Origin of the sequence: Actinomadura sp. NPDC049753 (assembly GCF_040674655.1) — a bacterium.
Classification (GTDB): domain Bacteria; phylum Actinomycetota; class Actinomycetes; order Streptosporangiales; family Streptosporangiaceae; genus Spirillospora; species Spirillospora verrucosospora.
In genome coordinates this window covers 1-12,199 of sequence record NZ_JBFARL010000221.1, presented here as the reverse complement: position 1 = coordinate 12,199, position 12,199 = coordinate 1, and the positions used below count along the sequence as shown (strand labels likewise).

Below are 12,199 nucleotides of genomic sequence, written 5' to 3'. Positions count from 1 at the left end.
CTGCGCCGGCGCGGTAGCCTTCCCGGCCGCCGTTGCGGGCGATCTCTCGCGACACCGTCGAGGCCGGACGGCGCAGCCCGCGGGCGATGGCTCTGGCGGACTTGCCCGCAGCGATGCCTCTGGATATCTCTTCGCGCTCCTCACCCGCCAGGTGCCGCAGCGACCGGCAGCGCGGCGGGCTCTTCAGTCCACCGGTCTGCAGCAGGAATCGCCGCACGTGCTGCAGTTGCGCTCCCATGCTCCTGGCGATGCCGCCCAGCGACTCACCGCTACGCCAGCGCCTCCACAGCTCCTCTTGTTGAGCTGTGGAGAACCCGTAGTCCCGCACCCGCACCTCCGTAATGATCAAGATCATTTTCGGTGGTGCATTGACCCCTTGAATCCAAGATCGTTACCAAGACGCTCCGGTCACCCACGAACCCCATAATCCTTCTCAGCGGTAACGGCTGTTTCTGGACTCCTCAGCCCCGAATTAGAAGAACCGGCCTGCCCGTTGGGGCAGACCGGTTCCGTGTGTCGTTGTTCGGTTCATCGCGGATCCCTGGGGACACCGTCGATGACCGCTTACTGACCGCCCCCCGTGTTCGAGAGGGCGGTTGGTGTGTTGCTGCCGAAGCCGCAACGCGGTTTCCCTGGGCTTCCAGCCCCACCGCGGTCGGCCGAAGCTGGTTGTGTCTACAGCTCCTCTTGCAAGGAGCTGCCGTCCAGGCAGCGGACGCGTCCCCCTCGGATGATCATGCCTTCGACCGTCTTGGGGTCCAGAGGGGCCCGCCGGTCCTCCGCGGCTTCCACGAAGGGGAGCAGGCCGACGTTCAGCAACCTGGTGGTCGCGGTGTTGCCGAAGCGGGTGGTTGCGGTGAATCGGACGTCACGGGGGATCGTGACAGTGATCGACATCCCCTCCCGGGTACGACTCCACCGCCGGCGCCACCGTGCGATCACACCGCCGTCGTTGACCCACGGAATGATCAGCTGGTGGCCTACCCCGGCGCGCGGAAGCCGGTTCCCCTCCGGTTCCGCGAACCCCTCCGGGGTGGCCTGGTTCGCGGCTTCCTCGAACCGGGGGCCGGTGGCGTCGAGGACGACCTTGATGTCCTCGCGGTCCTTGAGGATGACGAGGACCTCTTCGGCCGAACCGGCGTCGAGGTAGAAGTTTCCGGACTTAGGCACGGTCAGTTCGTGACGCATGTCGAGCTCCAGTGTCTAGATTGCGTTGAGCCGCAGTGATCCGCGGCTCCCTATCTCCAGACCGTCCGGATCATGAGCAGACCCGCTACCCCCAATCCCCCCGCGTGCAGACGAGCGTCGAGCCGGAGTTATCGCCACCGTTCAACATTCCGCCCCTGAGCACTGGCCGGAAACGATCGTTTTGGACAGGTTCTTGCAGCTACGAGAATCGACGGCCCGCCAGGGCCGCCCTGTCCGCTTGCTGATGCGTGCGTGCCGCACACGTTCCTTCTCGTGCCCGTGGACAAGCACGAGCGCGCAAAGAGGTCCGGTGCCGTGTTCCGAACACGAGCACACGCGCAAAGGAGACAACCTCATGAAGGAAGAGTCCGTGGGGTCCCTGCGCCCCATCTCGCTCGGCGCCAAGCGTTTCCTGCCTGGCACCTTGCTCGGCGCGCTGCTCGGAACCCTCATCCTGGGGTTGGAGAACATCGACTACGTGAAGCACGGCGACCTCTCGCCGTTCACGTTCGGTGCCTTCCTGGGGGCCGTCGGCGCCTGCATCGGCGGTCTGTACGGCAATTTCCTCGCCAAGAGGGCCTCCGGGGAGGGCGCCACCGCCATGCGGCGTGGCCTTGGCCTCTGCCTGGTCGCCATCACCGTCATCTCCGTCAGCCTCTTTCTGCTGCTAGACGTGGAGATCGGCGGCCAGCTCGCCGGTTCCAGCAGCTTGATCGTCGGCGTGCTCTGCGCAACACGCGGCGTCGGTCGCTGACTCACCACGCACCCACCGGGGGTCTGGCTGCGCCAGGCCCCCGGTTCCGTTCCGCGGGTCGGCCCAGGGCCCGCCGACGACATTTCGAGAAATGATGGCGGCTTCACGCTGTGGCGGCGCCGGCTTGGTCGTCGGTGGCCGCGTCGGTGGCGGTGCCGGCGAGGATGGCGTCCAGAAGGCCCGGGTAGCGGGCGTCCAGGTCCGGGCGGCGCAGGCGGACCAGGTTCTCGCGACCGGACGGCTCCTGGAAGATGACGCCGCTCTCGCGCAGCACCCGCCAGTGGTGGGTCATGGTCGACTTCGCCGGGATGCCCAGGATGGCCAGAACCCTCCCGCAGTTGTGCTCCCCGCCCTCGTCCAGCACGCGGATGGCGGCCAGCCGCACCGGGTGGCCGAGCGCCGTCAGGACACCGTCGATACGGATCTGCTGACGGTCGGGATGCCGGTACCTCATGGTCCCACCGTAGCGCGACCATCGAACGGTTCCTTGCCACACCGTACGTTTGTACGTCAATATACGTACAGTCGTATGGCGGTGGACCTCCCCGCCGCCGTCTCCTCCTCAGCGAAGGACGCTCTCGTATGTCCGAAACACCTGGTCCGGCCGCCGGACGGCGGTTGGGCCGGACCCTGGCCCTGCTGGCGCTGGCACAGCTCATCTACTCGCTGGACCTGAACATCGTGTTCGTCGCGTTGCCAGAGATCGGCGCCGATCTCGGGTTTCCCGGGCAGACGCAGCAACTGGTGGTGAGCGCCTACGTCGTCTTCGCCGGAGGGTTCCTGCTTCTCGGCGGCCGGGCAGCCGACCTGCTGGGCCGTCGCCGGATCTTCGTGCTGGCGCTGGCGGTCTACGCCGTGTCGTCCCTGGCGGGCGGGCTGGCGACGAGCCCCGAAGTGATCATCGTCGCGCGGGCGGTGCAGGGCATCGGCGGCGCCCTGCTCCTTCCGTCCACGCTGTCACTGATCAACACGCTGTTCGCGGAGGGGGCGCGGCGCAACCGGGCGCTGGCCGTATGGGGCGGTGCGGGGGCGTCGGGGCTGACCATCGGCGCACTGCTCGGCGGTGTCCTCACCGAGAACTTCGGCTGGCCCGCGGTCTTCTACGTCAACGTGCCGCTGGCCGGGCTCGCGGCGCTCGCCGCGCTGGTGATGATCCCGCGTGACCCGGCGCGCGGGGCGCGGCGCCGGTTCGACCTGCCCGGCTCGCTGACCGTCACCGGCGGCGCCACGCTGCTGGTGTTCGCCCTCGTCGAAGGCCCCGAGCTGGGCTGGACGAGCCCGCTGGTGACGGGAGCGTTCGCGCTGGCCGCAGCGCTGCTGGCGCTGTTCACGGTGATCGAGATCCGCAGCGCCGACCCTCTGATGCCGTTCCGGCTGTTCAGGAACCGCAGTCTGAGCGTCGGGACGACCGTCACCTTCGTCTACATGGCCACGTTCGGCGTCCTGCCGTACTTCCTCACCGTGCTGATGCAGATCGTGCACGGCTACAGCGCACTGAAGACCGGGCTGGCGTTCCTCGTCCCCTCGCTCGCCATAGCGACCGGCACCCAGCTCGGCGAGCGGCTCGCCACCCGGATCGGCGACCGGGCGACCCTGCTGATCGGGTTCGCGATCGGCGCCGTCGGCACGGCGGGGCTGGCCTTCGGGTTCGACACCAACGCCGGCTACGGGCTCCTGGTGCCCGGCCTGGTCGTCTCGGGCGTCGGGCAGGGCATCGTCTGGACGGCCATGTGGATCGCCGCCGCCACCGGCACGGCCCCGCACGAGCAGGGCGTGGCCAACGGCATCGCCTCCACCGCTCTCAACCTCGGCAACGCGATCGGGCTGGCGGTCTTCACCGCCCTCGCCGAGCTCGGCACGGGCGGCAGGACCGGGCAGGCGCTCCGCGAGGCGACGGCGCACGGCGAGTTCCTGGTGGTCCTGCTGACCGCGGCCGGAATGGCCGCCGCCCTGCTCGTCACCCTCGTCCTGCCGCGCCGACGGCCCGTGCCCGGCGGGACGAAGTCCGAGCCGGCACGCATCTCCGTCTGACCCGGCCGCCATGCCGTGAACGCGACTGGCTCGCCGCCGACGCCCCCGGGGCGGCGCGGTGGTCGTCCAACAGATCAGGCGGCCGGGAAAGGGTCCCGGCCGCCTGCTGGAGCGGTGTTCTCCGGCCTCACTTCTGCGAAGCGTCACCGGAGGACGTGGGGTCCTGCCCCTGCGAGGCCCCCGTCCCGGCGGCCTGGACGGCGGCGGGGCGGCGGGCGAGGAAGTCGGCGAAGACGCCTGCGAGCAAGCCGAAGCCGAGGATGCCCCAGGTGGCCCAGGCCGCGCCGAACGCGATCATGCATCCGGCCAGGCCGAGGTTCGCCAGGCCGCATGTCAGGCAGGCGATCGAAACGGTCTTGCCGAAGGAGACGACGACCGCGGCGATGACGGCGAAGAAAGCGCCGGCAGCACCGCCCAGCATGTAGGCCGCGGGACCTCCCTCCGCGCTGATGACGCCGACCGTGGAGGCCTTGGTGACCACGCAGCCGGCGATACCGCCGGCCAGAGCGGCGACGAGGATGGCGAGAAGGTTCGGGACACCCCTCATGATTCTCTCCCCAGTGTTCTTTTTCGTTTTTTCCCGCTTACCGGCACGGGCTCAGAAGAGACCGTACGGAGTTCGGCCGCACCGGCGACCACCGGCGACTCGCGGGCTGGAGAGAGATCTGACGCTGCGACCAGGGGTCAGGTCACCGCCGGGGGCCGGTCCGCGATGGAGACCTTCAGCTGGGCCGAGTTGGTCAGCACGCTCCCTACCGGGGCTTCGGCCTGTTCGGCGTTGGTGACGACGCTGCGCCGGCCGAGGAACTCGTAGGTCTTGTCGTCGAAGATGTACTCCTCGCGGAGAGCGCTGCCGGCCGGGGCCAACGTGACGGCGACACCGGTCCTGCCCGCCGCGTCCACCGCGCGGCCGACGGTGGTGACGCCGCGGATGGCCGCCGCCGCCCGGAACAGCGCGGCCCGCTGCGCGCGGGGCATGTAGGCCTCGGTGAGCATGCCGCCGACGTTCTGCCACGCCGTGGCGTCGGCTTCGGGGCCGGTGCCCAGGCCGATGTACAGGTGCTGGTACATCTTGGCCGGATCGGTCGGCAGGCGGCTCAGGTAGGCGTAGTCGTTGCGCAGGTGCTCGGCGCGGTCGTCGAAGTCGGCGGCCTTGGACATCGAGCTGCGTCCCACGTCCTGGCGGGCCACGGCCGGGATGGGCCATCCCGGATACGCCTTGGGCTCCAGCGTCCTGGCCCACAGGACTCCGCGTGTGGCGTCGCCGTCCACGGGCAGCCAGATCTTCCGTTCCTGACGGTCCAGGTAACGCTCGTGGCGACCGCCGGAGTTGCTCTCGGCGGTGTCCATGGTCCGCGAGACGAAGACGAGGAACTGGCCGGGACGGGGGTGCAGCTCCGGGGACTTGGCCGCGTGGTCGGCGGCCCGCTTCAGGACCTGCACCGACGCCACCGGCATCGTGTGCACGATCGGCGGGGTACCTGACTCCTCGCCCGCGTTGACCGCGACGACTCCGGCCGTGGCGGCGGCAGCAGCCAGCCCCGCCGCGAGACCGATCCGCAGCCGTACGGTCCGCCGGGGGCGGCCGGAGACGCGCTGCCAAGCGGAACGCCCGGCGTCCGGGGCCGCCTCCCGCATGACGCTCAGCAGCCGGTGCTCCTCGGCCCGCACGTCGGTCAGGTCGAGCTCGGGAACGTCCGAGCGGAACCGCTCAAGCTCGGTCATCTCATTCATGGACGGGCTCCTCACTGACGTAGATCACGGATTCGGTCGCACCGAGGTGCCTGCGGAGCTTGTGCCGGGCCCGGTTGATGCGGGACCGCACCGTCCCGACGCGCACGTCCAGGGCCTGCGCGGCCTCGGCGTAGCTGAGATCACCCCAGGCGACCAGCAGCAGCGCGTCGCGGTGCCCCCTCGGCAGCGCGGCCAGCGCACTCGCCAGCGCCCTGCCGGACGCCCCCGCGCTGAGCCGCTCGTCGCTGCGCTCGGTGAACGGCTCCATCACCGGGTCGGTGCCCATCCGCTCCAGGACGCGCAGCTGCCGCACCTCCGCCCGCACATGGCGGCCCATCAGATTCGTGGCGATCCCGTACAACCAGGGCCGCGCGTTCGGACGGGACAGGTCGTACCGGTCGCGCTGCCGGAACGCCGCCAGGAACGTCTCGGCCACCACGTCCTCGGCGGCGTCGGCGCCCAGCCGGCGGATCACGTACCGCTTGATGTCCGGGGCGTACCGGCGGAACACCTCGGCGAACGCCTCGGGCTCCCGCCGGGACCGCCTGATGACGGAGGCGTCATCGGCGTCCTCTTCACTCGCAGTGCTCATACACGGCCTCTCGGCTTCGGGTCGGAACACCCGTTGTTGCCGAGCCGCCCCCATCCGGTTCCCACCCCTTCGGAGAACCGCGGTAGGTGGGCCGACGGATCAGCTTCGGGAAGCCGGCCGCCTGAACCTCATCGTCCAGGGGCGAGGTCGAGAATCATGTCGAGGGAGGTGCGGCCGTCGGGCCCGGTGAAGGAACCGACCCGCTGGAAGCCGTTCTTCTCGTAGTAGCGGATGGCGCGTGGGTTGTCGGCCAGGACGCCGCCCCACAGGATGATCCGGCGTTTTCCGAGGCGCTGGGCGATGTCGCGGACGAGGGGGAGGACCAGCGTCGCCAGCCCCTTGCCCTGGTGGTCGTCGGCCAGCGTGAGGCCGAACCGGCAGTCGGTCTCCGCATCAAGGTGGATTCCGGCCTTGCGGTAGCGCTCTACGTCGCCTTCCGGCAGCGAAAGGCTGAACTCCAACAATCCGACGATCCTGGCCGATGCTTCTTCCTCCAGCACCAGGCGGAGCTTGTCGTACCGCGCGATCGCCGCACACAACTCCTGCGCGGCCGCCAGGTCGTAGCCGTCGAACGTGCTGAACCTGCGAGACTCTGGGGACAGCCCGGCAAGGAACCGGGCCAGGCTCTCGGCGTCGGTTCGGTCCAAGGGACGAAAGACGAGAGGCACACCGCCGGGCACCTCCAGACGGCTTCGCAGGGAGTCGGGGTCCTCAGCGATTCGCGCCAGGCTGAGCATGAGCCTCCCTCGTCGAGTGCGGCGTTGATCGCAGGCACCAGCGGCCGGTGGACGGAAGTGCGGCCATGATCAGCGCAGCGGTCGCCAGGATGAAGACGACCACCAGGGGGCCCCACCCGTAGCCGCTTTCCCTGGCGCACATGCGCTGGGCCACCAGGCCGGCGGTCATCGCGATCGTCCAGCGTCCTCCCGATCTGTGCCGGGACAGGAGCCACGCGCCGGCGACGAGCGCGACCGGCTCCGCGAACCCCGCCGCCAGATCCACATAGAACAGCACCGCGTCCGGCGAATCGGGCGGACGCAGGTCGAGGGCGGAGTGGACGATCATGAGCAGAAGTCCCGGGACGCACAGCAGGGCCAGCGCCACCGCGGCGATCGCGGTGACGGCGGTGCCGCCGCCATGCTCGGTCGCCACCGTGGGGCCGTCCGTCATCTGGGGCTGCGGGGGCCAGGGGTACCCGCCGCGCTGTTCGGGACGGACCTGCTGAGGCGCCGCCGGCCCGGGGCCGGAGGAGGGACGGGGAGCCAGGCCGCGCAGGCGCTCGGCGACGGTGGCCGCGTCCCGCGGACGTGCGTCGGGCTGCTTGGCCAGCAGATCCAGCACCAGCGCGCTCAGGTGGTCGTCGATGTCGGGCCGAACGGATCGCGGGGGCGCCGGGACCTTGTTGAGGTGTTGGTAGAGGATGGCGCCGGCGCTGGAGTCGGTGTCCACCCAGGCGGTCCCGGTGAGCAGCTGGTAGAGCACGCAGCCGAAGGCGTACAGGTCGGTGCGGTCGTCGACGGGGCGGCCCTCGATCTGCTCGGGCGCCATGTAGACCGGCGTCCCCGCCGACGACCCGGTAACGGTGATCTTGGTGGCGTCGGCGAGGCGGGCGATCCCGAAGTCGCAGACCTTCACCTGCCCGGTGTCGGTCAGGAAAAGGTTGGCCGGCTTGATGTCCCGGTGCACGACCCCGCGCCGGTGGGCGGCGGCCAGGGCGTCGAGGATCTGCACCGCCCAGTCCATCACCTGCGCGACGGGCAGCCCGCCCGGCCTGTCGCGCAGGACCGAGGCTAGGTCGCGCCCCCGCATCAGCTCCATCACCAGGAACAGCAGGCGCAGGCCCCCGTCGGTGTGCTCGTCGACGTCGAACACCGTGGTGATGCCGGGATGGTTCAGGGTCGCGGCGATCTCCGCCTCCCGCCGGAACCGCGCGACCCCGGCCCCGTCGACGTCCCCGCCCAACGTCAGGATCTTCACCGCCACGGGGCGGCGAAGCCGCAGGTCGACGCCCCGCCACACCTCCCCCATGCCGCCCTTGCCGAGGGGCGCCTCCAGCCGGTACCGGCCGGCCAACTCCAGACCATCGCGCATCGGCTCTCCTCAGCTCGGCAGGTCGCCTCCAAATCATATAGACGTACATGTCTATATAGGGTCCCCACGCGGCCCGGCGGGGCTTCAGGAAGTGAGGCGGGTGCCGCGGCGCCAGACGGCGCGGGTGTCGAGGGTGTCGGAGATGGTGGTGGTCGGATCGCCGTCGACGAGGAGAAGGTCGGCGCGCAGGCCCTCGGCGACGCGTCCGCGGTCGTCGAGACCGAAACGGCGGGCGGGGACGGAGGTGGCCGCGCGCAGCGCCTGCACGGGGGTGAGGCCGGCGCGGACCAGGTACTGCAGTTCGTGGTGGACGCTCGCACCGTGGGCGATGCCGCCCAGGAACGGCAGGGGCATGGCGGCGTCGGTGCCCGCCAGCAGGTCCACGCCCGCGTCGTCGAGGGCCTTCACGGTGGCCAGGACGTCGTCGATCACACCCTGGGGATAGTGGCCGTAGCTGGAGCGCAGCGTCCTGTCCCAGGCGGCGTCCAGGCGGGAGGCGACGCGGGGGTCGTCGGCGAGGTCGCCGCCGGTGATCCCCATCATGGAGGCGTCCAGGACGACGCAGGGGACGACGAACACCCCCGCGTCCTTGATCAGGTCGACGATCTCACCGGTGTGGGGCCGGTCCATGAACAGGTGGGCCAGGCCGTCGATGCCCGCCTCGACGGCCATGCGGGTGGCGTCCAGGGTCAGGGTGTGGGCGACGGTGAGCATCCCGCGCCTCCTGGCCTCGGCCACGCCGGCGTTCAGGGTGGCCTGGTCGAGCATCGGAAGGCCGGGGTGCCCTTCGACGCTGCCGTCGTCGACCATGAACTTGATGTAGTCCGAGCCGCGTTCGATCAGCTGCGGTATGAACGCGACGGCTTCCTCGGGCGTGGTGGAGTACGGCATGAGCGGCGGCCGCCCGGCCGGCTCCACGCCTGGGGGCGGCCCGGGGCGGAAGCCCTCCGGGAACAGCTCGCTGGGGTGGCCGCCCGGCGGCGTGATGCCGAACCCGGAGGAGCGCACGTCGGCGATGGCGTCGTTCTCGCTGATGTCCCCGCGGTTGTCGCGCGTGTGGAGCCCCTGCATCTCCAGCTCGGTCGTCACGCCGAACCGCAGCGCCAGGGCGAGGGACTCCTGGGACGTGTGGACGTGGGCGTCGATCAGGCCGGGCAGGAGCGTCGCCCCGCCGCCGTCGACGATCTCGGCGCCCTCCGGGACGTCGCCGCCGACACGAGCGATCCGCCCGTCCTCGACGAGCACGGTGGTCACACCCAGGGTCTTCTCGCCGTCGAAGACCTGGGCACCGGTGACAGCGGTCACGGGCATGGCTTACCTCGATCCGTAGGGTACGCCCCAATGTATAGCACTTGCTATGCAAATGCATGACGTAGCGCATATGCATGTCCCACGTGAATCCGTAGGATGGGCGGCATGGACAACGCCCCCCGGGATCCGGGAACCGACGACGGCGCCCTCCTCGACCAGATCGGGCCCGCACTGTCGCAACTGCGGCGGCGCACCTCCGGCGGGCGCGCGGACCTCACGCGCAATCTCGTCCTCAACGTCGTCGCGAACGCGCCCGGCGAGATGACGGTCGGCGGACTCGCCGCCGAGATGGGGGTCACCCAGCCCGTCGCCAGCCGCACCGTCGCCGCCTGCATCGCCGACGGGCTGCTGCGGCGGGCCGCGTCCCAGGCGGACAGCCGCCGCACCGTGCTGGAGCTCACCGACGCCGGAGAGACCGAGCGACGCCGCTTCGCCTCCGAGCAGCGCGAGACCTTCGAGGAGATCACGGCGGCCTGGGAGCCGGCCGAGCGCGTCCGGTTCGCGCGGCTCCTGGTCCGCTACGGCGAAGACGCCGGCGCCTGGTCCGCCCGGCAGCGCCGGGGCGGCCAGGACGGCGCGGACACCCGTTCGGACGCCTGACCCGACGGCGGAGGCCGCAGGGCGTCAGCGGGGGACGGTGACGACGATCTTGCCGATCTGGGTGTTCGACTCCAGGTGGCGGTGGGCGTCGGCCATCTCCGCCAAGGGGAAGGTGCGGTCGATGACGGGCCGGAACGCGCCCGAGCGCAGGCCGGAGGTCACGAAGGCGGCGGCGCGGCGGAGGCGTTCGGGGACCCTGGCCGTCTCCAGCATCGTGTAGGTGCGCATGTTCAGCGCCGGCAGGCCGAGCTCGATGCCCGGGTAGGGCGTCGGCTCGCCGCTCAGCGCCCCGTACACCAGGAGAGACCCGCCGGGGGCGACGAGCCGGGCCAGGTCCGTCACGCCGGGGCCCGCGACGGCGTCGAAGACGAACTCGGCGCCCCGGCCGCCGGTCGCCGCGAGCACCCGCCCGGCCACGTCGTCCTCCCCGGTGACGATCACCTCGGCCGCGCCCTCCTTGAGCAGCGCGTCCTTCTTGGCAGCGGTGCGGGTCAGGGCGATCGGGGTCGCGCCGACGCGGTCGGCGACATGGATCGCGGCCAGGCCCACGCTGCTGGACGCGGCGTTCAGCACGACCGTGTCGCCGGGCCGCATGCCGCCGACCTCGACCAGCGCGCCGTAGGCCGTCAGGTAGGGCATCCACACCGCCGCCCCCTCGACCGCGCCGAGGCCTTCGGGACGGTGCAGCACGGCCGAGGCGGGCACGATCGCCTGCTCGGCGTAGACGCCGTACTCGTTCTGCGAGAACCCGGGGACCGTGCTGACCGGCTGCCCTGGCCGAAACCCGGTGACGCCTTCGCCGACCGCCTCCACGACGCCCGCGGCCTCGGTGCCCAGCCTGGCCGGAAACGCCGTCACCGGTTCGATGTAGCGGCCGGTCCGGAACAGCACCTCGGCCCGGTTGAGGCCGATCGCCTCCACCCGGATCCGCAGCTCGCCCGGGCCGGGCTCGCGGACCTCCACGTCCTCCAGCCTCATCACCTCGGGACCGCCGAGCTCGTGGAACATCACCGTCATGGCCATCGTGGGGCCCTTCCTCGTAGCAGGTCGGTCCACTGAACCCCTAATTACGATGGCTGTCAAACTTTGATGGGTGCCGTACTATGGGCGCCATGGAGGACGACCGCATCCCGGCGCACCCCGACGTCCGGACGATCCCGCTGCAGCAGGTCCTCGAGGCCCTGGTCGACCCCGTGCGACGGAGCATCGTCACGAAGCTCTGCGAGGCCGCCGAGGACATCCGCTGCGGCGGCTTCGACCTGCCCGTGAGCAACTCCACGGCCACGCACCACTTCCGGATCCTGCGCGAGGCGGGGCTCATCCGGCAGTACTACGTCGGCACCTCGCGGATGAACGCCCTCCGGCGCGACGAGATCGACGAGGTCTTCCCGGGCCTGGTCGACGCCATCGTCACCGCCGACCGCACGTCCCCCCGGCCCGTCCAGCAACCCGCTCGGGGACCGGCCGGGCGCGCACCCGCCCCGGCCGGCGGGATCGGCGCGGGCGGCCTCCTCGGCTGACCGGTATGGAGCTGTTCGCGGGGGAGGTGCGAAACGGGGTGGTTCACTAGGATGCTCGCGTGGCCGAAGATCAAGAGGTCCCGGACGACGTCGTGCTGACCGCGCCGATCCGGTTGCCGGGCGGCGCGCCGGTGGCCGCGGACGAGCCGGTGGAGCGCGCCACGAGCACCGTCCCCGCGCCGGTGGGCGCGTTCGGGCGGGACGTGGAGCGGCTGGCCGGGCTGGTCGCGCAGCTCGTCGAGAGCGCGGGCGTGCTGGGCGTGCGGCTGGACGGCGAGGTCCGCGACGTGCTGGGCAGCCGAGCACCGTCACGGTGTGCGTGCCGGTGCCGACCTGGACGAGCCTCGCGTCCCCGTAGTCGGTCCGGTAGCAGGCCGT

Annotated in this window: 15 protein-coding genes; 5 read left to right on the top strand and 10 right to left on the bottom strand. The window is 71.0% G+C overall.

Annotation, left to right across the window (positions count from 1 at the left end):
- Both AB0K37_RS35320 and AB0K37_RS35315 read right to left on the bottom strand, forming a co-directional pair.
- On the bottom strand, positions 1-355 hold a 355-nt coding region (locus tag AB0K37_RS35320), incomplete at its 3' end, for a helix-turn-helix domain-containing protein (protein ID WP_363988607.1).
- A gap of 320 nt (positions 356-675) precedes the next feature.
- Complete coding sequence (locus AB0K37_RS35315) at positions 676-1,188, bottom strand: hypothetical protein (protein WP_363988604.1); 513 nt, start codon at positions 1,186-1,188, stop codon at positions 676-678.
- A gap of 355 nt (positions 1,189-1,543) precedes the next feature.
- Here AB0K37_RS35315 and AB0K37_RS35310 point away from each other — a divergent pair, with 355 nt between their 5' ends.
- Complete coding sequence (locus AB0K37_RS35310) at positions 1,544-1,942, top strand: hypothetical protein (protein ID WP_363988601.1); 399 nt, start codon at positions 1,544-1,546, stop codon at positions 1,940-1,942.
- Between the two features lie 103 nt (positions 1,943-2,045).
- Here AB0K37_RS35310 and AB0K37_RS35305 read toward each other — a convergent pair whose 3' ends face one another.
- On the bottom strand, positions 2,046-2,396 hold the full coding sequence (locus AB0K37_RS35305) for a helix-turn-helix transcriptional regulator (protein WP_363988598.1): 351 nt from the start codon (positions 2,394-2,396) through the stop codon (positions 2,046-2,048).
- Positions 2,397-2,524: 128 nt separating this feature from the next.
- Here AB0K37_RS35305 and AB0K37_RS35300 point away from each other — a divergent pair, with 128 nt between their 5' ends.
- On the top strand, positions 2,525-3,973 hold the full coding sequence (locus AB0K37_RS35300; RefSeq protein ID WP_363988595.1) for an MFS transporter: 1,449 nt from the start codon (positions 2,525-2,527) through the stop codon (positions 3,971-3,973).
- A gap of 127 nt (positions 3,974-4,100) precedes the next feature.
- Here the strand turns inward: AB0K37_RS35300 and AB0K37_RS35295 are convergent, their stop codons facing one another.
- From AB0K37_RS35295 to AB0K37_RS35270, 6 genes are all read right to left on the bottom strand, one after another.
- Positions 4,101-4,520, bottom strand: a complete 420-nt coding sequence (locus AB0K37_RS35295) for a hypothetical protein (protein ID WP_363988592.1) — start codon at positions 4,518-4,520, stop codon at positions 4,101-4,103.
- 137 nt (positions 4,521-4,657) lie between these two features.
- Positions 4,658-5,707: a CU044_5270 family protein gene (locus tag AB0K37_RS35290; protein WP_363988590.1), complete on the bottom strand. Its 1,050-nt coding sequence runs from the start codon at positions 5,705-5,707 to the stop codon at positions 4,658-4,660.
- Positions 5,700-6,299, bottom strand: coding sequence for an RNA polymerase sigma factor (locus AB0K37_RS35285; protein ID WP_363988587.1), 600 nt, complete (start codon positions 6,297-6,299; stop codon positions 5,700-5,702). The genes AB0K37_RS35290 and AB0K37_RS35285 overlap by 8 nt, the downstream gene beginning before the upstream one ends.
- Before the next feature lie 128 nt (positions 6,300-6,427).
- Positions 6,428-7,036, bottom strand: a complete 609-nt coding sequence (locus AB0K37_RS35280) for a GNAT family N-acetyltransferase (RefSeq protein WP_363988584.1) — start codon at positions 7,034-7,036, stop codon at positions 6,428-6,430.
- Positions 7,011-8,390, bottom strand: coding sequence for a serine/threonine-protein kinase (locus AB0K37_RS35275; protein ID WP_363988582.1), 1,380 nt, complete (start codon positions 8,388-8,390; stop codon positions 7,011-7,013). Before AB0K37_RS35275 ends, AB0K37_RS35280 begins: the two co-directional genes overlap by 26 nt.
- An 84-nt stretch (positions 8,391-8,474) precedes the next feature.
- Entirely contained in the window at positions 8,475-9,701 is a 1,227-nt protein-coding gene (locus tag AB0K37_RS35270) for an amidohydrolase family protein (RefSeq protein WP_363988579.1), read from the bottom strand.
- A 105-nt stretch (positions 9,702-9,806) separates the two neighbouring features.
- On the opposite strand from AB0K37_RS35270, the gene AB0K37_RS35265 reads away from it, so the two are divergent.
- On the top strand, positions 9,807-10,301 hold the full coding sequence (locus AB0K37_RS35265; protein ID WP_363988576.1) for a MarR family winged helix-turn-helix transcriptional regulator: 495 nt from the start codon (positions 9,807-9,809) through the stop codon (positions 10,299-10,301).
- Between the two features lie 24 nt (positions 10,302-10,325).
- On the opposite strand, the gene AB0K37_RS35260 is transcribed toward AB0K37_RS35265, so the two are convergent.
- Entirely contained in the window at positions 10,326-11,324 is a 999-nt protein-coding gene (locus AB0K37_RS35260) for a zinc-dependent alcohol dehydrogenase family protein (RefSeq protein WP_363988573.1), read from the bottom strand.
- Between the two features lie 89 nt (positions 11,325-11,413).
- Between AB0K37_RS35260 and AB0K37_RS35255 the strand changes: the two genes are divergently transcribed.
- A complete protein-coding gene (locus AB0K37_RS35255; protein ID WP_363988571.1) occupies positions 11,414-11,821 on the top strand; it encodes a helix-turn-helix transcriptional regulator in 408 nt (135 codons plus the stop codon).
- A gap of 59 nt (positions 11,822-11,880) precedes the next feature.
- A partial coding sequence (locus tag AB0K37_RS35250; protein ID WP_363988568.1) for a hypothetical protein occupies positions 11,881-12,199 on the top strand: 319 nt, incomplete at its 3' end.

What these genes read in the sequence shown, in the direction of transcription:
- AB0K37_RS35315 (WP_363988604.1), bottom strand. Translation starts at nt 1,188, where the DNA reads ATGCGTCACGAACTGACCGTGCCTAAGTCCGGAAACTTCTACCTCGAC.
- AB0K37_RS35310 (WP_363988601.1), top strand. Translation starts at nt 1,544, where the DNA reads ATGAAGGAAGAGTCCGTGGGGTCCCTGCGCCCCATCTCGCTCGGCGCC.
- AB0K37_RS35305 (WP_363988598.1), bottom strand. Translation starts at nt 2,396, where the DNA reads ATGAGGTACCGGCATCCCGACCGTCAGCAGATCCGTATCGACGGTGTC.
- AB0K37_RS35300 (WP_363988595.1), top strand. Translation starts at nt 2,525, where the DNA reads ATGTCCGAAACACCTGGTCCGGCCGCCGGACGGCGGTTGGGCCGGACC.
- AB0K37_RS35295 (WP_363988592.1), bottom strand. Translation starts at nt 4,520, where the DNA reads ATGAGGGGTGTCCCGAACCTTCTCGCCATCCTCGTCGCCGCTCTGGCC.
- AB0K37_RS35290 (WP_363988590.1), bottom strand. Translation starts at nt 5,707, where the DNA reads ATGAATGAGATGACCGAGCTTGAGCGGTTCCGCTCGGACGTTCCCGAG.
- AB0K37_RS35285 (WP_363988587.1), bottom strand. Translation starts at nt 6,299, where the DNA reads ATGAGCACTGCGAGTGAAGAGGACGCCGATGACGCCTCCGTCATCAGG.
- AB0K37_RS35280 (WP_363988584.1), bottom strand. Translation starts at nt 7,036, where the DNA reads ATGCTCAGCCTGGCGCGAATCGCTGAGGACCCCGACTCCCTGCGAAGC.
- AB0K37_RS35275 (WP_363988582.1), bottom strand. Translation starts at nt 8,390, where the DNA reads ATGCGCGATGGTCTGGAGTTGGCCGGCCGGTACCGGCTGGAGGCGCCC.
- AB0K37_RS35270 (WP_363988579.1), bottom strand. Translation starts at nt 9,701, where the DNA reads ATGCCCGTGACCGCTGTCACCGGTGCCCAGGTCTTCGACGGCGAGAAG.
- AB0K37_RS35265 (WP_363988576.1), top strand. Translation starts at nt 9,807, where the DNA reads ATGGACAACGCCCCCCGGGATCCGGGAACCGACGACGGCGCCCTCCTC.
- AB0K37_RS35260 (WP_363988573.1), bottom strand. Translation starts at nt 11,324, where the DNA reads ATGGCCATGACGGTGATGTTCCACGAGCTCGGCGGTCCCGAGGTGATG.
- AB0K37_RS35255 (WP_363988571.1), top strand. Translation starts at nt 11,414, where the DNA reads ATGGAGGACGACCGCATCCCGGCGCACCCCGACGTCCGGACGATCCCG.